This window comes from Desulfovibrio faecalis (assembly GCF_053570625.1).
In genome coordinates, this window is the sequence record NZ_JBRBQR010000001.1 from 578,857 (window position 1) to 601,530 (window position 22,674).

General features: G+C 59.1%; 15 protein-coding genes. 10 read left to right on the forward strand and 5 right to left on the reverse strand.

Translation table 11 applies throughout. The features are described 5' to 3' along the window. Positions 1–107: 107 nt before the first annotated feature. The 4 genes from thrC (at position 108) to ACUZ79_RS02535 (ending at position 7,668) form a co-directional block, all read left to right on the forward strand. Positions 108–1,553 carry a threonine synthase gene (gene thrC, locus ACUZ79_RS02520; protein WP_240823443.1) on the forward strand — a complete coding sequence of 482 codons (1,446 nt, stop codon included), beginning with the start codon at positions 108–110 and terminating at the stop codon, positions 1,551–1,553. A gap of 264 nt (positions 1,554–1,817) precedes the next feature. Next, a complete protein-coding gene (locus ACUZ79_RS02525; protein ID WP_449250622.1) occupies positions 1,818–3,860 on the forward strand; it encodes a methyl-accepting chemotaxis protein in 2,043 nt (680 codons plus the stop codon). Between the two features lie 403 nt (positions 3,861–4,263). Beyond that, on the forward strand, positions 4,264–6,306 hold the full coding sequence (locus tag ACUZ79_RS02530; RefSeq protein ID WP_449250623.1) for a methyl-accepting chemotaxis protein: 2,043 nt from the start codon (positions 4,264–4,266) through the stop codon (positions 6,304–6,306). A gap of 159 nt (positions 6,307–6,465) precedes the next feature. Next, complete coding sequence (locus ACUZ79_RS02535) at positions 6,466–7,668, forward strand: alpha/beta hydrolase family protein (protein WP_449250624.1); 1,203 nt, start codon at positions 6,466–6,468, stop codon at positions 7,666–7,668. 111 nt (positions 7,669–7,779) lie between these two features. Here the strand turns inward: ACUZ79_RS02535 and mgtA are convergent, their stop codons facing one another. From mgtA to mtnA, 4 genes are all read right to left on the reverse strand, one after another. Next, on the reverse strand, positions 7,780–10,536 hold the full coding sequence (gene mgtA / locus ACUZ79_RS02540; RefSeq protein ID WP_449250625.1) for a magnesium-translocating P-type ATPase: 2,757 nt from the start codon (positions 10,534–10,536) through the stop codon (positions 7,780–7,782). Positions 10,537–10,810: 274 nt separating this feature from the next. Further along, entirely contained in the window at positions 10,811–11,284 is a 474-nt protein-coding gene (locus ACUZ79_RS02545; protein ID WP_449250626.1) for a C-GCAxxG-C-C family (seleno)protein, read from the reverse strand. Next, positions 11,281–13,305 carry a TIGR04326 family surface carbohydrate biosynthesis protein gene (locus ACUZ79_RS02550; protein ID WP_449250627.1) on the reverse strand — a complete coding sequence of 675 codons (2,025 nt, stop codon included), beginning with the start codon at positions 13,303–13,305 and terminating at the stop codon, positions 11,281–11,283. Before ACUZ79_RS02550 ends, ACUZ79_RS02545 begins: the two co-directional genes overlap by 4 nt. A 9-nt stretch (positions 13,306–13,314) precedes the next feature. Beyond that, positions 13,315–14,403, reverse strand: coding sequence for an S-methyl-5-thioribose-1-phosphate isomerase (mtnA, locus tag ACUZ79_RS02555; protein ID WP_449250628.1), 1,089 nt, complete (start codon positions 14,401–14,403; stop codon positions 13,315–13,317). A 332-nt stretch (positions 14,404–14,735) separates the two neighbouring features. On the opposite strand from mtnA, the gene ACUZ79_RS02560 reads away from it, so the two are divergent. Beyond that, positions 14,736–15,917 carry an aminotransferase class I/II-fold pyridoxal phosphate-dependent enzyme gene (locus tag ACUZ79_RS02560; RefSeq protein WP_192113495.1) on the forward strand — a complete coding sequence of 394 codons (1,182 nt, stop codon included), beginning with the start codon at positions 14,736–14,738 and terminating at the stop codon, positions 15,915–15,917. A gap of 52 nt (positions 15,918–15,969) precedes the next feature. Here ACUZ79_RS02560 and ACUZ79_RS02565 read toward each other — a convergent pair whose 3' ends face one another. Beyond that, the gene (locus ACUZ79_RS02565; protein ID WP_240823451.1) at positions 15,970–16,227 is read right to left on the reverse strand and encodes a hypothetical protein; all 258 of its coding nucleotides are present in this window, start codon (positions 16,225–16,227) and stop codon (positions 15,970–15,972) included. A 75-nt stretch (positions 16,228–16,302) separates the two neighbouring features. On the opposite strand from ACUZ79_RS02565, the gene ACUZ79_RS02570 reads away from it, so the two are divergent. From ACUZ79_RS02570 to ACUZ79_RS02590, 5 genes are all read left to right on the forward strand, one after another. After that, the gene (locus ACUZ79_RS02570) at positions 16,303–17,637 is read left to right on the forward strand and encodes a homoserine dehydrogenase (RefSeq protein ID WP_449250629.1); all 1,335 of its coding nucleotides are present in this window, start codon (positions 16,303–16,305) and stop codon (positions 17,635–17,637) included. Next, on the forward strand, positions 17,634–18,821 hold the full coding sequence (locus ACUZ79_RS02575; protein WP_449250630.1) for an ATP-grasp domain-containing protein: 1,188 nt from the start codon (positions 17,634–17,636) through the stop codon (positions 18,819–18,821). Before ACUZ79_RS02570 ends, ACUZ79_RS02575 begins: the two co-directional genes overlap by 4 nt. Positions 18,822–18,828: 7 nt before the next feature. Then, a complete protein-coding gene (locus ACUZ79_RS02580; RefSeq protein ID WP_449250631.1) occupies positions 18,829–19,242 on the forward strand; it encodes a secondary thiamine-phosphate synthase enzyme YjbQ in 414 nt (137 codons plus the stop codon). A gap of 132 nt (positions 19,243–19,374) precedes the next feature. Next, positions 19,375–21,063, forward strand: coding sequence for a cation:proton antiporter (locus ACUZ79_RS02585; protein WP_449250632.1), 1,689 nt, complete (start codon positions 19,375–19,377; stop codon positions 21,061–21,063). A 345-nt stretch (positions 21,064–21,408) separates the two neighbouring features. Then, positions 21,409–22,671 carry a DNA polymerase IV gene (locus ACUZ79_RS02590; RefSeq protein WP_449250633.1) on the forward strand — a complete coding sequence of 421 codons (1,263 nt, stop codon included), beginning with the start codon at positions 21,409–21,411 and terminating at the stop codon, positions 22,669–22,671. Positions 22,672–22,674 lie beyond the last annotated feature (3 nt).

Consider the following 22,674-nt stretch of genomic DNA (forward strand, 5'->3'; position numbering starts at 1 on the left):
TTGTCACAGCCACAAGCGCTCCTGGCCGCAAAATGTTTTTGCAGACCGGGGGTGAGGATGGGGATTGCAAAGCCCCTTCCTGATGCCATTATCAAGGAGTTTCTCTCATGGCGCATGCGGATTTTCCGGCCTATCGCGGCCGCATGGAGTATGTTTGTCTTGACTGCGGCGCGCGTCATCCCGGCGACAGCCTGCTGTACACCTGCCCGCAGTGCGGCGGCGTGTTTCTGTTGGAAAACCTGGATTTCGACAAACTGAAAGAACGCAGCGGCGCAGAGTGGCGCGAGCTTTTTGACGCACGCTCCGCCAGCCGCAGCACTGCGCTTCGGGGAATATTCCGTTTTTACGAGCTGCTTGCTCCTCTGCTGGACGAGGACGATATCGTGTATCTGGGCGAAGGCATCACGCCGATTATTGAAGCGGCCCCGGCCCTGCGCGACCGCGTGGGCGTGCCCTTTGCCTACAAGAACGATGGCCAGAATCCCAGCGCGTCCTTCAAGGATCGCGGCATGGCCTGCGCGTTCAGCTACCTCAAGTGGCTGTGCCGCCGCAACAAGTGGGACGAAGTGCTGACCGTGTGCGCCTCCACTGGCGACACCTCGGCGGCGGCGGCCCTCTACGCCTCGTATGTGGGCGCGCCCCTCAAGAGCGTGGTGCTTCTGCCCCACGGCAAGGTGACGCCCCAGCAGCTTTCGCAGCCCTTGGGCAGCGGCGCAACTGTGCTTGAACTGCCCGGCGTGTTTGACGACTGCATGAAGGTGGTCGAGCTGCTGGCAGAAAATTACCGCGTGGCCCTGCTCAATTCCAAGAACAGCTGGCGCATCCTCGGGCAGGAATCCTACGCGTATGAAACAGCTCAGTGGTACGGCTGGGACATGACCGATCTGTGCCTCTTTGTGCCCATCGGCAATGCGGGCAACATCACGGCCATCATGTGCGGCTTTTTGAAAATGCTGGAGCTTGGCATCATTTCCTCGCTGCCCCGCGTGTTCGGCGTGCAGTCCGAGCATGCCGATCCGGTGTGGCGGTATTACGATGCGCCCAAGGATGCCCGCCACTGGCAGCCCGTAACCGTCACGCCCAGCGTGGCGCAGGCCGCCATGATCGGCAATCCCGTTTCCTTCCCGCGTGTGCGCAAGCTGGCGGAGATGTTTATCGAAAAGGGTGGCGAGGGGGCCTTCCAGGTGGTGCGCGTGACCGAACAGCAGATCATGGACGCCATGATCGTGGCCAACCGTCACGGCCACATTGCCTGCACCCAGGGCGGTGAGTGCCTCGCGGGCCTTATGAACGCCAAAGCCCTTGGCCTGATCAGCGACAAGGAGCATGCCGTGCTTGACGCCACAGCCCATGCGCTCAAGTTTGCTGGTTTTCAGGACATGTATTTCAACGACTCCTTCCCGCCGGAATATGGAGTGACGCCGGACAAAAGCCTGGCTAACAAGCCGGAACTGCTCTTGCCCGAAAGCGCTCGTCAGGGGCGTGAAGTGGCCGAATTCGCCCGCATGGGGGCGGATGCTGTGGCCGGACGACTTTCTTTACAAAAAAAGTAAAGTTTATATTACAAAAGCCGATAATCATAGAAGCGGCAGCGCAGGTCTGTTGCGCTGCCGCTTATTTTTTGCTGTGCGGCACGACCTGCTCCCGCGCAGGGAACGTAGAGCCGATGGCATTATGCGATAACAGCTTTGCTGCGGCCTGTCTTGGCGTGACCTCATGGAGAATTATCGACATTCAGAAATGGGGGAATGCCGCATATGAAGTGCTATGAATCAAGGTGCACAGGTGACTAGTTTTATTACGTAAAGGAAACTTTTATGTTTTCACGCAGTATCAGAACTGCCATGTTGCTGGTCATCAGCGTCGTGGTACTGGCGGTGCAGTCGGCTCTGGTTGTTGTCGTAACGCGCATGGGGGATGAGGCGAACCTTAAGGCAAGCACTCACGAAATGGACCTCACCGCAGATACGGTAAGCAAATCTCTGGGCGATTTTGGAACCCAGCTCAGCATGTTCATAAACGGTGTTTCCAAACCGCCGCGACTGTGTGAATTTTTGCTTACGGGCGAAGACAAGAAAGGTGCGGAAGTTTTTCTTGCTGCCATGTCCAAAGCCGCGCCTGAAATCAATACCATTTACCTGTTTGATACCACCGGAAAGCAGCTCATCACCTACGCGCAAGGGAAGCCCGGCAAGCTCAGCGACCTTGCCGACCGCGAATACATCAAGGCAGCCCTGGCCAACAAGCCGGGCTTCAGCTCCGCACCTACAAAAAGTATCGCCACGGGCAAGCTCATTGTCAGCGTGACCGCCCCCATCCTTGACGATAAAGGCAAGGTCGTGGGTGGCGTGGGTATGTCGTATGACATTGACAGCCTGACAAATAATCTCAAAGCCATCAGTATCGGCAACACCGGCCGCGTCATTGTTGTTTCCCCACAAGGCGTTGTCATCAGCCATGTAAACAGTGATTATATACTCAAAAATATGGCAAACGAGCCGGGCGTCAGCGACATGGTCAAGGCTGAATCCGGCAAAGGTGTGGAATTTGTGCGCGAAGGCGAAAAGCGCATGATTGCATGGGATGTGGCCCCCAACTGGAACTGGCGTGTGGGCGTGACAATGGCCCGCGATGAAATAGAGGCCCCGGCCCATGAACAGCGCAACGTCATGCTGGTGCTGGGCTTTATTACTATTTTGTCCCTGGTGGGCATTTGTCTGTTCGCGCTGGACAAGGTGGTTGTGCGTCCCTTGCGGCAGTTGCAGGCTTTTGCTTCTGACGTTGCTGAGGGCAATCTTGAATCTTCCCTGACAATCAACCTGCGCAATGAAATTGGTAAGTTGGCAGACAGTCTGCGCAGCATGGTAGGCAGCCTCAAGGCCAAGATAGCCGAAGCCGATGAAAAAAGTCGGCTGGCGCGGGAAGAATCTGAACGCGCAGCCAGCGCAACAAAAGAGGCCGAAGCTGCCCGCATGGCCGCTGAACAGGCCAAGGCCGATGGCATGCTCCATGCCGCCACCGAGCTTGAAGGCGTTGTGGAAGCCGTAACCACGGCTTCGGAAGAACTTTCGGCCCAGGTGGAACAGGCCAGCCGTGGCGCTGCAAGCCAGACTGCGCGCGTGGGCGAAACAGCCACTGCCATGGAAGAAATGAACGCCACCGTGCTTGAAGTTGCACGCAATGCCGGGCAGGCGGCGGATTCCGCCAAAACCGCCAAGAACAAGGCAGAAAGCGGTGCCGATGTGGTAGCCCGCGTGGTAAAGGACATCAGCCGCATCCAGACCAGCGCAGTGGAACTGAAAACGGAAATGACCACGCTCGGCAAGCAGGCCGAGAGCACGGGGCAGATCCTGGGCGTTATTTCGGACATTGCCGACCAGACAAATTTGCTGGCCCTCAATGCCGCCATTGAAGCTGCGCGCGCAGGCGAAGCCGGGCGCGGATTTGCCGTGGTTGCAGATGAAGTGCGCAAACTGGCGGAAAAAACCATGACCGCCACCAAGGAAGTGGGCGACGCCATCCGCGATATCCAGAGCGGCACCCGCAAAAACGTGGGCAATGTAGATCAGGTTGTGGGCATGATTGACACCGCCACCACGCTTGCGAGTACCTCGGGCGAAGCCTTGAATGAAATTGTGCAACTGGTGGACGCCACCGCACAGCAGGTGCAGTCCATCGCCACCGCTGCGGAAGAACAGTCCTCCACCAGTGAGGAGATCAACCGCTCCATTGAGGACGTGAACCGCATCTCGCTCGAAACCAGCGCCGCCATGAAGCATTCTGCCGGGGCCGTTTCCGACATGGCCCAGCAAGCCCAAGTACTGCGAGGACTTATCAGCAGTATGAAATCCGGAAACTAGACAAGGATGACGAGAAACAACGGCTGGTATGCCTTGCTATGCTGGATTTGTAGCTGAAGTATTTTTAAATTAGGCTTGATGTCTGACTGCAAGCGGCTCCTGCTCACGTGGGGGCCGCTTTTTTCATCCTCGTTTTGGCGCCGGCACAAGGCGCACGTGCAGGTGTTACTGTTAATTATTTTAATATCAGTGTTAAAAAATGTAGACCTAAGGGAACGTGGCGTGAAGAAATCAAAATTCAGATAGTAATGAATTGTTAGTTATCTCAGTTGATAATAGCAAGATTAAATATCTTGATATATTGGAATGTATATTGCACCCGCCTTCTATTTGATGTTTTTAGCAAGATCGCAGTGGACAGCCTGAATTGAAATGGTCTGTTTTGCAGTGAGGAGGCTAGTTTATGTCGGTACGCAGCATCAGAATGGCAATGATGCTTCTTGTGGGCGGGGTGGTTTTTGCGGTGCAGTCAGCCCTGATTGTCGTGGTCGCCCGCTACAGCTATGAGGCCAGCCTGACGTCAAGCGTTGATCAGATGCGCCTTCTGGCTGGCACCATTGCCAAGTCGCTGGGTGACTTTGGCGAGCAGCAGCAGATGGTGCTCCACGGAGCGGTACTGCAACCAGCCCTCAAGGAATATTTGCGTAACCGGCATGATAATGGCGAGGCCGCAGGTTTCCTTTCTGCCATGTCGCGCTCGGCAGACGAAGTAAACTCTTTCTTTCTGTTTGACACGGAAGGCACCCAGCTGATCAACCGTGTTCACGGCAAGGAAGGCAGCCTCAAAAATTTTGCCCATCGCGAGTACATTCGCGAAACCTTCAAGGGCAAGCCCGGCCTGAGCGACACACCGTCAAAGAGCTCGATCACGGGCAAGGCCATTGTGGGCGTTGCCGATGCCATAGTGGACGACAGCGGCAGGGTCATTGGCGGCGTGGGCATGGCCTATGCCATTGACGGTCTGATGGAGAACTACATTAACGACATCCATCTGGGCAAAACGGGCTATCCGTTTATTGTCGCACCCACAGGCGTCATGGTCGGGCACCCCGACAGCGAGCGCGTACTCAAGGATGTTTCCAAGGAAGAAGGCATCGCCAAAATTCTTTCCACTCCGACGGGCGTGGAATCCTTCACCCGTGGCGGCGTGGAAAAAATGCTTGCGTGGGCGTCGGTTCCGGGCTGGAACTGGAAGGTCGTCATCACCATGGATCGCGCGGAGATCGAAGCCTCGGCCAATAACCAGCGCAACATCATGGTTTGCGCTGGCTTTGCCGCAATCCTGCTACTTGTGGGTATTACCCTGCTGGCCCTTGAAAAAATTATCGTCAAGCCGCTGCAAGAGCTGGAATCCTATGCCCGGTCAGTGGCGGGGGGCGAGCTTGACCGCAGCCTGACGCTGGTGCGGCGCAATGAAATTGGTCATCTGGCGGACAGCCTGCGCAGTATGGTGGGCAGCCTTAAAGACAAGATAGCCGAGGCTGACGGAAAAAGCCGTCTGGCGCAGGAAGAATCAGAGCGTGCCGCCCGTGCAACAAAAGAGGCCGAAGCCGCCCGCATGGCCGCCGAGCAGGCCAAGGCCGACGGCATGCTGCATGCCGCCACCGAACTTGAGGGCGTTGTGGAGGCAGTAACCACTGCTTCGGAAGAACTTTCGGCCCAGGTGGAACAGGCCAGCCGTGGCGCTGAAAGCCAGACCGTGCGCGTGGGCGAAACAGCCACTGCCATGGAAGAAATGAACGCCACCGTGCTTGAAGTGGCACGCAATGCCGGGCAGGCGGCGGAATCCGCCAAGGCAGCCAAGAGCAAGGCTGAAAGCGGCGCGGATGTGGTGGCCAGTGTGGTAAAGGATATCAGCCTTATCCAGACCAGCGCCGTGGAGCTGAAATCGGAAATGACCACGCTCGGCAAGCAGGCCGAGAGTACGGGGCAGATTTTGGGTGTTATTTCGGACATTGCCGACCAGACCAACCTGCTGGCCCTCAATGCGGCCATTGAAGCGGCGCGCGCAGGCGAGGCCGGGCGCGGCTTTGCCGTAGTTGCCGATGAAGTGCGCAAACTGGCGGAAAAAACCATGACCGCCACCAAGGAAGTGGGCGATGCCATCCGCGATATCCAGAACGGCACCCGCAAAAACGTGGGCAACGTGGAGCAGGTTGTGAATATGATTGATACCGCCACCACACTCGCGGGCACTTCGGGCGAGGCCCTGCATGAAATTGTGCAACTGGTGGACGCCACAGCGCAGCAGGTGCAATCCATCGCCACCGCTGCGGAAGAACAGTCCTCCACCAGTGAGGAGATCAACCGCTCCATTGAAGACGTGAACCGCATCTCGCTTGAGACCAGTTCCGCCATGCAGCATTCTGCCGGGGCGGTTTCCGACATGGCCCAGCAGGCACAGGTATTGCGTGGGCTTATCAGCAGTTTGAAATCCGGGCATTAGCCGCTTGGTCTTTTTGTATCAGTGTCCGGGGGGGCCTTGCCGCATGGCAGGGCCTCTTTTCATCTGTTTTTTCAAATCAGCACAGGTCTGTTCACAGAGGCTTGCAAAAGAATAGAGCATCAGTAGTGTGGAAAAAACACCAGCAAACCCGGAGGCTCCATGCGGCAGACCACAATCATTGCTCTTTTGTTCATGCTGCTGGCGGTAACTGCCAACGCGGCAGATTACAAGGATGTGGCCTCAGGTGTGCGCTATACGCACATCGGCGACTACAGCGTTGAACGGCTGAATAAAATTCTTACGTCAGAAGTGGCGGCATTCAGCAATTTCAAAATGCAGTATTCGGAGGCCGCCAATGGCGTGAGCCTGTACAAGGTGCTGTACACAACCATGATTCCGGAACAGGGCAATCGGCCCACAATGGCTTCCGGCCTTGTGGCAGTGCCGCAAATCACGCAAAAGAAACTGCCCGTGGTCTCATATCAGCACGGCACGGTATTTACCCGTACGGCGGTGCCCTCTCGCCCTGAGGAGTCGGATGAAACGCGCATTGTAGCCGCGCGGCTGGCGGGGAACGGCTATGTGGTGATAGGCGCGGACTACATCGGCAAGGGGGATTCCATCGAGCCGGACAGCTACATGGTGCGCGAGTCAACAGTGCAGGCCTGCATGGATATGCTTTTTGCCGCCCGTGCGGTGCTGGCTGATCTGGGTATTGAAGAGGATGGCCTCTATCTCAGCGGTTGGTCGCAGGGCAGCTGGAGCACCCAGCAATTCCGCCATCGGCTCGAATCCCTGAACTTGCCAGTCAAGGCGGCGGCAACGGCTGCTACACCAGCCGATCTGTATCTGTTGCTGACCCGCTGGATAAACAACCCCTCAGTGCTTGACGCCACGTGGCTCGCGGGCAGCGTTATTCTGTTTACCCATTCCTACGCCTACTATTACGACATGCCCGGCCTGCCGCAAACCATCATCAAGCCCGAGTATCAGGCTGCCTGCCGCGATTTTTACGAAAACAAAATCAGTTGGGAAGAGCTGCAGCCGCAGATACCCGCCAAGATTGCCGACCTGGTGCAAGAGGAAGTCATGGCCCAATCCTCGGCGGGCATGGACACATTTTTTCGCAGATTGCGCGACAATCAGGCCTTCATGTGGCGCTCGGCAACGCCTTGCCGCTACTATTACGGCAAGGTGGATGAGGTCATGCCGCCCTACGTGTCCACCCTTGCCGTGGGCTACACCATCACCGCAGGGGGAGCCAGGGCTGAGGCCGTATATGCTGGCGACACTGCCGACCACCGGGGTGCGTTTTTGTACGGGGTGGGAGATCAGAAGGATTTTTTTGACAGCAAACGCTAAACAGCTCTTTTGCCTGCTGGCTGCTTAAGGCAGCCTTGCCGGGAACAAATGACTGTTTCTTTTCGTGCTGCGGTCAGGAGGTTGAAAGCCAGCCCCCTGACCGCAATTCTTTTATAGCCATGTGTTGTAACGGCGCATGAAGGCCTGCTTTACCAGGGTGGCCAGGGCCAGATAACCCACGAGCACCGCAGCCAGCCAGGGGAAGTAGATGGCTGGCAGTGCGCCCATGTCCAGCCCCTGACCCAGAACGGTAAAGGGAATGGCCGTGCCCACAGCAACGCCAAGGCCCGTGAGCAGGGTCACCTGCCACGCGGCGCGGCTGTGCAGCAGGGGAATGCCAGGGGTGCGCAGCATGTGGATGACCATAGTCTGCGTCCACAGCGACTCCACAAACCAGCCCGCCTGAAACAGGGCGGCAAAGCTCGCCTGATCTGCGCTGCTCATGGCTTGCCAGCCGCCTGCGGGCATGGGCACCACGGCAGGGCAGATCACCCAGAACAGCAGGGCGTAGGTTGTGAGGTCAAAGATCGAGCTGGTAGGCCCGAGCCAGAACATGAATCGCCGGATGCTGTCCGTGTTCCAGTTGCGGGGCTTGCGCAAAAACTCCTCATCCACATTGTCCCAGGGCATGGCCGTGCAAGAGACATCATAGAGCAGGTTGAGCACCAGAATCTGTAGCGGTGTCATGGGCAAGAACGGCAGAAACACGCTGGCCGCCAGCACGGAAAACATGTTGCCAAAGTTGGAACTAACCGTAATCTTGATGTATTTAATTATATTCGCATAGGTGCGGCGTCCTTCCATCACCCCGGCCTCAAGTACGGTGAGGTCTTTCTCAAGCAGGATGACGCCTGCGGATTCCCGGGCCACATCCACAGCGGAATCAACGGAAATACCCACATCGGCGTTCTTCATGGCCGGGGCATCGTTGATGCCGTCGCCCATAAAGCCCACCACATGGCCGTTGCCGCGCAGGCAGGTCACAATACGGGCTTTTTGGCGCGGGCTGAGCTTGGCGAAAATGTCGGTTTCTTCAACGGCGGTTTTCAGGGCCGCATCGTCCATCCCTTCTATTTCTGCGCCCAGCAGAATGTTTTTGCCCGGCAGCCCCACCTGACGGCATACGCTGCGGGTAACGGCGTCGTTGTCGCCTGTCAGCACCTTTACGCGCACGCCGTGCTCATTGAGCGCGGCCAGCGCCTTTGACGCCGAATCCTTGGGCGGATCAAGAAAGGCCAGATAGCCCAACAGCACCATATCTTTTTCGTCTGCCACAGAGAAAACGCCGCCCGGCGCGGACATGGTTTTGTGCGCTACGCCCACCACACGCATGCCGTCGTTGTTGTAACGGCGCACACGCTCCAGTATTTCGGCCTGGAGTTCGGGTGTAAGCGGCTCTACCTGCCCGTGATATTCGGCATAAGCGCACACGGTGAGCATTTCTTCCAGCGCGCCCTTGGTGATGATCTGGGTTTTGCCCGTGGTGTCTGCCACCACCACGCTCATGCGACGGCGGCTGAAATCAAAGGGCATTTCGTCCACAAGGCTGTATTCCTTGCGCAGGGGTTGCATGCTCAGTTCATCGGCGTGGTTGACGATGGCGGCGTCCAGCAGGTTTTTGAGGCCGGTCTGAAACCAGCTGTTCAAAAAGGCATGGCGCAGCACACGGGCGTCTTCCGTGCCGTGAATGTCGAGCGAATACTCAAGCACAATCCTGTCCTGCGTGAGGGTGCCCGTCTTGTCGGTACACAGCACGTCCATGGCCCCAAGGTTCTGGATGGCGTTGAGGCGGCGGGCAATCACCTTTTTGCGGGCCATAAACACGGCTCCGCGCACAAGATTGGCGGATACCACGGTGGGCAGCATTTCGGGCGTAAGGCCCACGGCGACGGAAAGGGCAAACAAGGCGGCCTCCACCCAGTCGCCCTTTGTGAAGCCGTTGATAAAAAGCACCACCGGGGCCATGCAGATCATGAACCGCAAAAGCAGCCAGGAAACGGAATTCACGCCTTTGTCAAAGCTGGTAGGCGTGGTGGTGGCAGCAATCTGGCGCGCCAGAGAGCCGAAAAGCGACGCTCCGCCCACAGCCAGCACAAGGCCGTAGGCCGCGCCGCTGACAACGTTGCTGCCCATGAAGGCCAGATTGTCGCAATCAAGGGGCGAGGCGGCGGTGTCGGCGGGCAGGGCATGGGGGAACTTTTCCACCGGTTCGCTCTCGCCTGTGAGGGAAGACTGGCTGACAAAAAGATCCTTGGCCCGCAGAATACGCATGTCGGCGGGGATCATGTCGCCTGCGGCCAGGCGCACCACGTCGCCCACCACCAGCGAATTGATGGGCAGCTCCTTGCCTTCGCCCTCACGTACCACTTCAATGGTGGTTTTGACCAGCGATTCAAGGCGGGACACAGCATTGCCGGAGCGGGCCTCCTGCACGAAATGCAGCACGCCGCTGATGCAGACCATGACCGTCACAATAATAACGGCGGTGAGGTCTTTTTCTCCGGCATCTGCCAGCAGATAGTCGGTAAAGAAAGAAATGCAGGCCAGCAGAAGGAGCACAATGCTGAAGGGATTGATAAACGAGGTGAACAGGCGTTTGGGCAGGCTGTCCCGGCCCTTGGCGGCAAGGATATTGGCCCCGTACTGTTGGCGCATCTCATGCACCTGATGGCGGGTAAGCCCATCGGGCGAAGAGTTGAACGTCTGCAGGGCTTCGTCCGGCTCAACGCGGGCGGCATCAAGCAGGCGGGTTGCAGCCTGCCGAACCAGCTCAGTGCTGACGGAATGTGCGGCGGCGGGGCCTTTGCGGCCAAAAATACGGGCAAACGGCACAACAAGGCCGTGCGGCAGAAAAGAGCGCAGAACCATAAAATCCTCCTGGGAGCACGCGCAACGCGTTACCCGCAGGAAGATTTTCAGCTACGGGAACGGAATGGCGTGGAAAGAGTGGTGCGACGTAAACTGTCAGGTTCCGAAGGGGAACTGTGGCAACTGTCGGACGACATGTGGGATGCTCCTTCCATAAAGTTGAGGGTGAGCGCCTGCCAGAAGGCAGACGCATAAAAAGTGCATGGCCGCAAAGGGCCATCTGCGCGGAACCTATTCGCTCCGGGCATTGTTGTCAAATGGTGGAATTGGAACCCTATTTTGCCGTATCAGCTTCAAATCCAGGTTTTCTGCGGTTTGGCTCGGCGGAATGTGTCATTTCGTCAAGAAAGTCATGCAAAAAACATATGGCGTCCACCGAAACGGATTCACACAGGTGCGGAGGATCATTGGGGTGGATGCCGCCGGGCCGCAAATCCTTGCAGGAGAGGCTGCCGAAGCGTTCCGTAAACTGGGCGGCAAATTGCGCGCACAGATCAACGATTTCTGATTCTTCCTTGCCCAGTTCCGCGCCGCGCAGGCCGATGAGCAGCAAACCGCCCTCCACAAGGCCGCACTGCCCGCCAGTACCGCCTGCGCCATGGCAACCCACTGTGGCAGTGTATACCTGTGGGTGCAGCGGTTCTTTGAGAACAGTTTCCAGACAACGCAGGGTTGTGCGGGCGCAGTTGAGATCCCTGTCCCAATAGTAGTGGCGCACCAGGGCGGCCACTCTGTCATGCGTACTCATGGTTTTCCTCTCAGATGCAGCAGTGTTTCCCATTTGGGAAGATCGACGTTCAGGTCAAGATATTCGGGTGGAAGGTGCAGAGGTGCTGCAGCTTGCAGCGCGCGGGCCACATCGTCCACGCTGCCGGTGCGCGGCAGGCTGGGTACATCTTGCAGGGGGCAGAGGTCAAAGTCGTCTGTGGGCAGCATGGCCATCACGGGCAAGCCCTTGATGGCGGCTTCAAGCGCAACGGTGGTGGAATTGGAGGCCCAGACCACCACGCCGGGAGCAAGCTGGTCGGCAATGGGGCCGTCTACCACCTGCACATCCTGCGCACGGCGGCCCAGCAAGGCCTTCAATCTTTCCTGAACCGGCAGGTAGGGGTGCGGCTTTACGCGGATTTCCCAGCCGTCAAGCAGGCCTGCATGCAGCGAACGGGCCAGCAGGGCCAGATGCGCCTCGGTTTCGTCTGCAAAAAAGCTGGTTACAGCCAGCAGACGCCTGGGAGCAGGCGTGGAATCATGGCTCGCAGCACTGGCATTTTGCGCGTCATTGGTCGCCAGATAGAGGTAACGCAGGGCTTCCACTTCGCCCAGGCGCTCGGCGGGCACGCCTGCCTCGCGCCACTGCGAGCAAGCGGATCGCCCGTTGCCCCGCACCATGTCGGGCTGGAATTCTGCCATCTCTCCCGTAAAGGTGCGCGGGTCGTCAAAATAGCGAAAGTCTGTGGGCCGGATGGTGGAGTGCTGCGCGCCGATGACAGGGCCGTTATCCGCCTCGTGCATGGTCTGGGTGAGCATGCGCTCCCACGGGCAGTTCTCCAGCGGAAAGAGCGTCCAGCGCTGCGGGCCAGCCATAGCGGCATATCGTTTGAATGCCCGGTGTTGCAGGCAGCGTTCAAGGCAACGCCAGCCCCGGAACGATTCCGCCCAGTAGGGGCCGAGGTAGGTCCAGAAATCAAGCTTTGAGCCTGCAAAACGAAAGGCCGCTCGGGCTTCTTTTTCCAGCCGCAGGCTGGCAAGGCAGATGCGCGCGTAGCGGAACAGGGCGGCGACGAGGTCGCCTGTGGTCAGAAATTCTTCAAGGTAGTGAAAGCTCGCGCCGTCCCTGCCTTCACGGCGAAAGCGGTCGCGCAGGGCAATACACTGGGCCAGATTGAGCTGGGGCGCGGGAAAGCGGATGAAAAGCCAGCGCAAAAAGTGCCCGGCGGTCTGGGCATCCTTTCGGGTGTTCCCCTGTTCTTGCGCCTCCACTTCGGCGGTCGCATTCAGCGCATCATGCAGGTTCTCCCAGTAGCGGGAACGGTAGCGGCCATTTTCCGCAGCCTTCATGTCCACATTGGGAAAGTAGGTGGCGATGGTGGCAGCCTGCCCCTGAGCGGGCTGCAAAGGTTTTTTGGCTGAAACTGGCGGCAGGTGGCGGCGTACAGTCCACCACCAGTGGGCGTAGCGGGCCAGAGCGCGCAAGGGGGGAGGTGTTGCGTCATAAACCTTGCGCAGCAGACTGCGGGCTGGCTTAAGCGGAACCGGAGCTTCGCTGCTTTCTGCAAACAGCCTGTGCCCTGAGGTGCACAGGCGCGCAAGCGCGGCGCGCAGGTCTTCATCCCCTCCAAAAACGCGCAGGGAGGCAAATCCGCCCTCGTCCATGAGGCGCTCAAGGGCGCGTAGCTTGTAAACCGTGTAGAGGCCGGGCGTCATCTTGGGATGGCGTTCGTACAGCAGCGAACACCACCACATGGAGAGTTTTTCGCCGCAGCGCAGATGCTGCTGCACCTCGCGTCCGCCAACGCGCATGCGTCCCAAATCGTGCGCCCAGGCCATATGCTCGGCGCGGATGGTCGTCAGTTCATCACGCAGGCGCGCAGACAGCGAAATTTCACCACTGGGCGCTTCCCATCCGTCCCAGTGCGCAACAATCCGTTCAGGCAGGGCCTGGCCGGACTCTGTTTCGGCCTTGCCGCTGGGGCTGTATCCTGGGGCCGTGCACAGCGCGCGCGCCGCATCCGGCAGCGCCGGGCCTATGACAAGTACAAGCTCTTTCATGCTGAACCCCTAACTCTCCTTAATCCCGGCGTCTTCTGCTTCGGGCGCGGCACTGGCCTCGTTGAGGGCTGCCCAGATTGCAAGCCCGTAGGGCGGCTGCAACACCCCCTTTTCGGTGATGATGCCGGTGATAAGCTCTGCGGGGGTTACATCAAAAGCAAAATTGTACACGGGCACATCTGCGGGTGTCAGGCGCGTATCGCCCACGTGAGTGACCTCGCGTTCCGGGCGCTGCTCAATGGGAATACCGCTGCCGTCGGATGTTGTGGGGTCAATGGTGGAGAGCGGGGCAGCCACGTAGAAGGGAATATTGAAGTGCTTTGCCAGCAGGGCAACGCCATAGGTGCCGATCTTGTTGGCCGCGTCGCCGTTGGCGGCAATGCGGTCGGCCCCCACCACCACAGACTGCACGAGCCCCTTGCTCATGAGCAGCGCGCAGGCATTGTCGCAGGCAACAGTAACGGGGACATTGTCCTTGTGCAGTTCCCAGGCCGTGAGGCGCGCGCCCTGGAGAAAGGGCCGCGTTTCATCGGCAATAACCTTGATGCGTTTGCCCTGCTCCACAGCGCCGCGAATAACCCCAAGCGCCGTGCCATAGCCCGCAGTGGCCAGAGCGCCAGCATTGCAGTGGGTGAGCACGGTGTCGCCGTCTTTCAGGCAATCCGCGCCAAAGCGCCCCAGAGTCTTGCATGCTTCCACATCTTCGGCCTGCATTCTGGCGGCCTCGTCAAGAAAGGCCGCGAGCAGGGGGGCGCGGTCGCCGCTTCCGCTGTTGATGACCTTCCACCAGCATTTGCGCATGCGTTCAACGGCCCAACGCAGGTTTACGGCTGTGGGCCGGGCATTGGCGATGCGGTCAAGCAGTTCTTCAAGCTGGGTGGCCCAGCCGGGGCCGCTGGTTTCGTTCAGCGCAAGGGCGCAGCCCCAGGCCGCAGTGACGCCAATGGCCGGAGCCCCGCGCACAACCATGGTTTGTAAAGCCGATACAATGTCGTCTGTATTGCGGCAGATCACTTCGGTTTCCTGCTCTGGCAGCAAGCGCTGGTCAAGCAGGTGCAGCGCAAGATTTTGCCTGTCAAAGCGAATATGATCTTCCATGGTTTGCCTCCGCAGGATTCAAGATATTTATCAAGGATACACAACTATGCGCGGAAGGCAAAGCGCAGTTGGCGGCATTCCGCCGTAAACCATATAAAAAACATGCCCCATCAAGGGGTTCGGCGGCCCGCAATGCTTTACAAACAGGCGCGCGGCTGGCTATGCTACGGCTTGACAAAATCGTTTCCGGCGACTTGTGAGCGCCCGGTAAACGCACGGGCTTCCTGTGGGGCTGCGCGGCAGGGTGGAGTCCATGCCTGCATGGTGCGGGCGTGACCTGTTGCGAGCGCATGGGACAGACTGCATGTCGATCAACTTAGGAGCTATCAGACATGGAAGAGTTTTCGCGGATTCGCCGCCTCCCCCCCTATGTTTTTGCGGTGGTGGGAGACCTCAAAATGCGGCTGCGTCGGCAGAATATCGACATCGTGGACTTCAGCATGGGCAATCCGGACATCGCAACGCCCGCACCCATCGTCGACAAGCTTGTTGAGGCAGCACAGAAGCCGGTGAACCACCGCTACTCGCTTTCGCGCGGTATTCCGAACCTGCGCAAAGCCATCTGTGATCGCTATGCGCGCCACTACGGCGTGCAGCTCGACCCTGACAGCGAAGCCATCGTGACCCTGGGTTCCAAGGAAGGTCTGGCCCACCTTTCGCTGGCTATTCTTGAGCCTGGCGACGTGGTGCTCGCCCCCGACCCGACCTATCCCATCCACAAGTACGCGCCCATCATTGCAGGCGCGGACGTGCGCAGCGTGCCCATCGGCCCTGGCCGCAATTTTTTTGAAGACCTTGAGGCCGCCATGCGTCAGGCCTGGCCCAAGCCCAAGGTGCTTTTCATCTGCTATCCGCACAACCCCACCACCGAAGTGACGGATCTGGAATTCTTCCAGAAGATTGTGGATTTCGCCAAGGAAAACCACATCTGGGTTGTGCATGATCTGGCTTACGCCGATCTGGTTTTTGACGGATACAAGGCCCCCAGCTTTTTGCAGGCCAAGGGCGCCAAGGATGTGGGCGTGGAATTCTACTCCCTGTCCAAGAGCTATTCCATGCCCGGCTGGCGCGTGGGTTTTGCCGTGGGCAACAAGGATCTTATCCACGCCCTTGCGCGCATCAAGAGCTACCTGGATTACGGCATGTTCCAGCCCATCCAGATTGCCTCCACCGTGGCCCTCAACGGCCCTGAAGACTGCGTGCACCAGATCCGCGACGTGTATCAGGAACGGCGCGACCGCCTCATCGAAGGCCTGAACCGCATCGGCTGGGAAACGCCTTCGCCCAAGGCGACCATGTTTGTGTGGGCGCACATTCCCGAACCCTTCCGCAAGATGGGTTCCGTGGAATTTTCCAAGCTGCTGTTGCAGGAGGCCCACGTGGCCGTTTCGCCTGGTCTGGGCTTCGGCTCCTACGGCGACGAATACGTGCGCTTTGCCCTGATTGAAAACGAGCACCGCACGCGGCAGGCTATTAGCAGCATGCGGCGGTTGTTGTCGGGCGTCTCCGACTAAACCTGTTTCGCCCTCCGCGTCTTTTTGCTTCCGGCGGCGTCAGGCGGTCTTTTTATTCCGGTCGAGTACCATCAGAGTACACTCCCTGCATAAAAAGCCCGTCTTCCTTGCCGGAAGGCAAAAATCCCCAGGATGGCAAAATAGGTTTTGGAAGCATCGTTTGTCCCCTGGACAGCCTGAAACGGGCCGTTTTCTCGCCAGGGAACAAAATCTCGCTTTCAAAAACCGTTTTTCGGACGGGATGAAACGAGGTCAGAACAACTGAAATCGGCGGGGTCGGGAGGTTTTCCGGCCCCGCCGCAGCAACCATAAGGCCGCATATGGCCAACAACCGCGCAGGCCCGCGGCGGACAGACCGGGGTTAGGCAGCAGATTCGGAGGCGACATGACAAAGAACAGCGATAAACCCCTGGTAGTGGGCCTTGCCGGATTCGGCACCGTGGGCGGCGGCCTTGTGCGTCTGCTTGACGAAAACGCCGACCTTATCCGCCGCCGTTGCGGGCGCGACATCGTGCTCAAAAAGGTGCTTGTGCGCAACGCCACCAAGGCCCGCAGCGCCCAGTTGCCTGCCGGTACGGAACTTACCACCGATTACCGCGCGCTTACCGATGATCCTGAAATCGACGTGCTGGTGGAACTGATCGGCGGCATCGACAATGCCCGCACCATCATCGACCGCGCCCTTGATCAGGGCAAACACATCGTCACCGCCAACAAGGCCCTGCTGGCCGAGGAAGGTCTGGCCCTGTTCCAGAAGGCTGACCGCAAAAAGCGCATCCTGCGCTACGAAGCCAGCGTGGCTGGGGCCATCCCCATTGTGGAGACGCTGAAGGAAAGCCTCACGGGCAACCGCATCGAATCGCTCATGGGCATTCTCAACGGCACCAGCAACTATATTTTGTCTGAAATGACCAGCAACGGTATGGATTTTGACGTTGCGCTCAAGCAGGCCCAGCAGCTGGGCTATGCCGAGGCCGACCCCACGCTGGACATTGACGGTCATGATGCCGCCCACAAGCTTATCCTGCTTATCCGTCTGGCCTACGGGGTGCACTATCCCTACACGGCCCTTTCGGTGCGCGGCATTCGCGGGCTTTCCGGCATGGATATCCGCCTTGCGCGCGAATTTGGCTACCGCATCAAGCTCATTGGTCAGGTGCGTGAGGTACCTGGCGCCGAGGGCGCTGAGGGTGATGGCAACATCCGGCTTGAGGCCGGGGTGTTCCCCGCCCTTGTGTACCACAAGTTTTTGCTGGCCCGCGTGGGCGGTGTGTACAACGCCGTGCGGGTGGACGCCAACGCCTCCGGCCCGCTGTTTTTCCACGGGCGCGGCGCGGGCGATCTGCCCACAGCCGGAGCCGTGCTGGGCGATCTGCTGGCCGTTGCCCGCGATGAACGCCCCAACAACACCGGCTTTGTGGGCAAGGAATTGCCCAAGGCCTCCATTGTGCCGCCGGAAGAATGGCGCTCGTGCTACTACGTGCGCGTCATGGTGCAGGACACCCCCGGCGTGCTGCGTGATCTTTCGGGCTGCATGGCCGCCGAGGGCATCAGCATGGCCCAGGTCATCCAGAAGAGTGATGAAGGCAATGGCGTTCCGCTGGTCTTCATGACCCACGAAACCACGGCCCGCGCCATGGGCGATGCTCTCCAGCGCACCATGGACGCTGGCCTGCTCAAGGAACCTGCGGTGTACTTCCGCGTGTTGGGAGGAGCATGATAATTTTTGACGAACCATACGTCTCGCCAGAGCTGCTCGACTACGCGGCAGCCCGGCGGGAACCGGTGCTCGACAATGCTGTGGCGCGGGACTTGTCCCGCGCCCGCGCGCTTTCTGGCGCAGCGCCCCTGAACCTCGTACCGGAAGCGGAGTTTGCGGCCCAGTGCCGGAAGTCCTGCCCGGACTGCGCGCCCCCGCGCATTTATACCTGCTCGGAAAATTCCCTGGCCTGGGTTTGCGACCACGTGGACAATGCCGAGCTTGTCAGCGGCATTGAGAAGCTCAAGAACAAGGCCAGAACCCGCGAGTTGCTGCGTCCTCTCTACGATGATTATTTCTATCGCAGACTCACTCTTGATGCCCTGCGCCATCTGCCTTTTGAAGAATTGCGCCTGCCCTGCGTGGTCAAGCCTTCTGTGGGTTTTTTCAGCCTGGGCGTGCGCATTGTGCGCACTCGCGAAGACTGGCTTGCCGCCCTCGTCGCCATTGAGCAGGAAGCAACGCACTGGCGCGAGCAGTATCCCGACAGCGTTGTGGACAGCGAAGACTGGCTCATAGAGGAATACATTGAAGGCGATGAATACGCCGTGGATGTATACTTTGACGCGCAGGGGCAGGCCGTGATCTGCAACATCCTGCGGCACGAATTTGCTTCCGCTTCAGACGTGAGCGACCGCCTGTACTACACGGGCGCTTCTGTGGTACGTTCCCACCTTGCAGAGTTCGAGGCATGGTTCAATAAGGTTAACTCCTTGCTCTGCCTGCGGAATTTTCCCACCCATGTGGAGCTGCGGCGTGACGCCCAAGGGCGCATACGGCCCATCGAATTCAACGCTCTGCGTTTTGCGGGCTGGTGCTGCACGGACGTTACCCTGTTTTCCTGGGGCTTCCACACCTACGGGTGCTTTCTGGAAGGGCGGCGGCCCGATTGGGACAAGGCTCTGGCCGGGCGCGAAGGCAAGCTCTACACCCTCATCGTGCTGAACAAGCCGGAAAACTGCCCGCCCATACGCAACTTTGATTACGAGGCCTTGGGCCGTGGCTTTGCCCGTGTCCTGCATGTGCGCAAAAGCGATTTTACGCGCTATGGGCTGTTTGGTTTTCTCTTTACCGAAACGCCGGAAAACCAGCGTGAAGAGCTGGACCGCATAGCCCGCTCCGACCTGCTGGAATTCACAAGCTGAGGCAACCGTGGAAACCCTTGAAATAAGCACCCGCAGCCGGTGCGAGATGATCGACATCACGGCGGAGCTGCGCGCGCTGGTGCGCCGCAGGGCCGCCGATGGCCGCTGGCAGAGCGGCGCTCTGGCCCTGTTCTGCCCGCACACCACCTGCGGCCTCACGGTCAACGAAGGCGCAGACCCTGACGTGCGGCGCGACATGCTGGCCTTTTTCAGCCACCTTGCCCCGGAGCATGGCGACTACCGCCACGCTGAGGGCAACAGCGATGCCCACATAAAAACCACCCTGCACGGGCCATCCCTCCTGCTGATTGTGGAGAAGGGCGAACTGCGCCTTGGCACGTGGCAATCCGTTTATTTGTGCGAGGGCGATGGCCCACGCCGACGCAACCTGTGGCTGCAATGGCTGAAGTCCGACGACTAGAGTATTTCGTGGCAAGGATTTTTCAGAGAAATCCTTGCAGAGCAGTTGACTCATTTCATGCGTAAACAGCTCTAGAGCGGGCATTCAGCTGCTTGCGGCCTGCCTTTTCATGGCCTCAAAGGAGCACTATCCATGCCCCATGACGTAAATCTTATTCTTACACTTGCCGGGGGGCTTTCCGCCGCCCTGGTTCTTGGTTTTATCACGCAGAAACTGCGTCTTTCCCCGCTTGTGGGCTATCTGCTGGCAGGCATCATCGTAGGCCCTCACTCCCCCGGCTTTGTGGCCGATGCCTCCACGGCGGCCCAGTGCGCCGAGATTGGCGTTATCCTGCTGATGTTTGGCGTGGGCCTGCATTTTCACCTCAAGGATCTGCTGGCCGTGGGGGCCATTGCCACTGGCGGCGCAGCGGCGCAGATATCGCTGGCAACGCTGGCAAGCATGGGGTTATTGCATTTTTTCGGCTTTGATCTGCTTTCCAGCGCGGTTTACGGCATGGCTATTTCCGTTGCCAGCACCGTGGTCCTTACCCGTGTACTTGCCGATAACCATGACCTGCACAATCCCACCGGGCACGTGGCCCTGGGCTGGCTGGTGGTGGAAGATATATTCACCATTCTGCTGCTTGTGCTGCTGCCTTCGGTTCTTTCTCCGGGCGGCGAATTTTGGAGCGCCCTGGGCATGACCCTGCTGAAGCTGGCGGCGCTCTCCGTGTTTACGCTTGTGGCCGGGCAAAAACTTATCCCGCTGTTTCTGGGCTACGTGGCCCGCACGGGCACCCGCGATCTGTTCACCCTCGCAGTGTTGGCCCTGGCCCTTGGCATCGCCGTTGCTGCTGCGGAATTTTTTGGGGCGTCCATGGCGCTTGGCGCATTTTTGGCAGGCATGGTTGTGGGGCAGTCCGAGTTCAGCGCCCGTGCCGCCGCCGAAGCCCTGCCCCTGCGTGATGCCTTTGCCGTGCTGTTTTTTGTGTCTGTGGGCATGCTCTTTGACCCTGCCTCGCTGGCGCAGGACTGGCCCCTCATGCTGGCGACTCTTTTTGTCATCATGATTGTGAAGCCCCTTGGGGCGCTGCTGATGACAAGCCTGTTTCGCAAGCCTCTCAAGCAGGGGCTTTCCGTGGCAGCCTCCCTGTCGCAGGTGGGTGAATTTACGTTTATCCTTGCGGGCCTTGGCATCAGCCTTGGGGTTTTTGACCAGAGGGTCAACAATGCGCTTATTCCAGCGGCCATCATCTCCATCACGTTCAACCCCATGCTGTACCGCAAGGCCAAGGATGTGGCCCTGTGGTGGGAGAAGCGCAAGCGCGGTAATATTATCGAACCTGCGGCCGGCCTGATCGTACCGGACGAAGGCGACCGCGCGCGGGTGGTTGTGGTGGGCTACGGCCCCGTTGGGCGCAGTTGCTGCCGTATCTTGCAGGACAGCAGCATGTTGCCCGTAGTGGTGGAAATGAATATCGACACCGTGCGGCTTTTGCGCTCCGAAGGTGTGCCCGTGGTACACGGCGATGCCATGCAGGCAGAGGTTTTGCGCGAGGCTGGTCTGGAAAAGGCCGAGGCCCTGCTGCTCACATCCCCCAGTATTCCCGCAGGCGAAGTGACGTCCATAGCGCGCGCGGTGAACCCGCATGCGCGTATTCTGGCGCACACGGCCTTTGTGAGCGAAGCCCGCTCCCTGCGCGACAAAGGCGCGGACGCCGTGTTCAGCGGCGAACGCGAAGTTGCGCTGGCTATGGCGGAATATCTGCTGCGTTCGGCGGGAGCGCCGGAGGCGTATGTGCAGACGGAACTGGAACGTGTGCGTGAGAAGCTCGACTAGTCGTAGCTTGCACAGGGCTTTTTTGCCCACCGGCGGCGTCAGAATGGCTTATTGCTCCAGTCGAGTACCATAAGAGTACACTCCTTGCGCAAAAGGCCATTCTTCCTTGCCGGAGAACAAAACAGCATCTGTGCGAGCTACGACTAACGTCTCTGTCGGTTGCTGTCCTGAAACGGGCCTTTTCCTTGCCAGAGGACAAAATCCATCTTTTTAAACGTAGCTTATTGAGAAGTATGAATTACGCGAAACTTGTTGCCCGTTAACGTGAACAGCAAAGAAAAATCATAAGCACCGAATCAAATTAACCCCATACGCAATAGTGAAACCGGCGCCCGGAATGTTGTCATGATCATCCACATAGACATGGATGCCTTTTTTGCATCGGTAGAGCAGATGGACGACCCGTCCCTGCGCGGCAAGCCCGTCATTGTGGGCGGCGAGCAGCGGGGCGTGGTTTCCACCTGTTCTTACGAGGCGCGCGTTTTTGGGGTGCATTCCGCCATGCCCATGACAACAGCCCGCAGGCTCTGCCCGCAGGCCATTGTGGTGCGTGGCCGACACTTGCGCTATGCCGAGCTTTCGCGGGCTGTCATGGCGGCCCTTGGCGAGTTTTCGCCCATTGTGGAGCAGGCCAGCGTGGATGAGGCCTATGTGGATGCCACTGGCCTTGAACGTCTGTTCGGCTCGCTGGAAGAACTGCTCCTGCGCATCAAGGAGCGTGTGCGCGAGGCCACAGGCGGTCTTACCTGTTCCGCCGGGGCCGCGCCGGTGAAGTTTCTTGCCAAGATTTGTTCAGACATCAACAAGCCCGATGGCATGTTCATTCTGCGGCCCGAAGAAGTGGACGACTTTCTGGCGACCCTGCCCGTGGGCAAGATTCCCGGCGTGGGCAAGCGCATGGTTGAGAGTCTGCAAGGTCTGGGAGTGAGAACCGTGGGGCAGTTGCGCCGCTACAGTCTGGATTTTATGCTGCGCAAATACGGTAAGTGGGGCGGTGTGCTGTTTGAGCGTGTGCACGGGCGCGACCCGCGCGGCATAGAAACTGAGCGCGTCGCCAAGAGCGAAAGTGCGGAATGCACCTTTACCGAGGACACGCGCGACCGGGATTTTTTGCAGCGCATGCTGCTGGCCCATGCAGAGCGCGTGGGCGCTTCGCTGCGGCGGCACGGCTACAGGGGCCGCACGGTGACGCTCAAGGTCAAGTATACGGATTTTCGACAGGTTACCCGCTCGCGCACACTGCCGGAGGGCATAAACGCCACGGAAACCATTTTTGAGGTGGGCTGCGCCCTGCTGCGTGAGCTGCCCCTGCCCCAGCCTGTGCGGCTTATCGGCCTTGGGGTTTCAGGTTTTGACGCGCCTGTGGCGCAATTGGCCTTGCCGGGCGCAGTCAAGCCCGCAACGCAGGGGCTGGACCCGCAGGTTGAGGCCAGAAGGCAAAAACTCGATGCCGCGCTGGACGATCTGCGCAGCCGCTTTGGCAACAAGGCCGTGCAGCGCGGGCGGCTGTTTACTCCTGCGGAAAAAAAGGCCGCTGTCGCGTGCACCCCGGATAGCGCTGGGGATGCGGACACGTCGGATGCAAAAGAATCTGATCGTGAGGAGTAGGCG

What these genes read in the sequence shown, in the direction of transcription:
- thrC (WP_240823443.1), top strand. Translation starts at nt 108, where the DNA reads ATGGCGCATGCGGATTTTCCGGCCTATCGCGGCCGCATGGAGTATGTT.
- ACUZ79_RS02525 (WP_449250622.1), top strand. Translation starts at nt 1,818, where the DNA reads ATGTTTTCACGCAGTATCAGAACTGCCATGTTGCTGGTCATCAGCGTC.
- ACUZ79_RS02530 (WP_449250623.1), top strand. Translation starts at nt 4,264, where the DNA reads ATGTCGGTACGCAGCATCAGAATGGCAATGATGCTTCTTGTGGGCGGG.
- ACUZ79_RS02535 (WP_449250624.1), top strand. Translation starts at nt 6,466, where the DNA reads ATGCGGCAGACCACAATCATTGCTCTTTTGTTCATGCTGCTGGCGGTA.
- mgtA (WP_449250625.1), bottom strand. Translation starts at nt 10,536, where the DNA reads ATGGTTCTGCGCTCTTTTCTGCCGCACGGCCTTGTTGTGCCGTTTGCC.
- ACUZ79_RS02545 (WP_449250626.1), bottom strand. Translation starts at nt 11,284, where the DNA reads ATGAGTACGCATGACAGAGTGGCCGCCCTGGTGCGCCACTACTATTGG.
- ACUZ79_RS02550 (WP_449250627.1), bottom strand. Translation starts at nt 13,305, where the DNA reads ATGAAAGAGCTTGTACTTGTCATAGGCCCGGCGCTGCCGGATGCGGCG.
- mtnA (WP_449250628.1), bottom strand. Translation starts at nt 14,403, where the DNA reads ATGGAAGATCATATTCGCTTTGACAGGCAAAATCTTGCGCTGCACCTG.
- ACUZ79_RS02560 (WP_192113495.1), top strand. Translation starts at nt 14,736, where the DNA reads ATGGAAGAGTTTTCGCGGATTCGCCGCCTCCCCCCCTATGTTTTTGCG.
- ACUZ79_RS02565 (WP_240823451.1), bottom strand. Translation starts at nt 16,227, where the DNA reads ATGGTTGCTGCGGCGGGGCCGGAAAACCTCCCGACCCCGCCGATTTCA.
- ACUZ79_RS02570 (WP_449250629.1), top strand. Translation starts at nt 16,303, where the DNA reads ATGACAAAGAACAGCGATAAACCCCTGGTAGTGGGCCTTGCCGGATTC.
- ACUZ79_RS02575 (WP_449250630.1), top strand. Translation starts at nt 17,634, where the DNA reads ATGATAATTTTTGACGAACCATACGTCTCGCCAGAGCTGCTCGACTAC.
- ACUZ79_RS02585 (WP_449250632.1), top strand. Translation starts at nt 19,375, where the DNA reads ATGCCCCATGACGTAAATCTTATTCTTACACTTGCCGGGGGGCTTTCC.
- ACUZ79_RS02590 (WP_449250633.1), top strand. Translation starts at nt 21,409, where the DNA reads ATGATCATCCACATAGACATGGATGCCTTTTTTGCATCGGTAGAGCAG.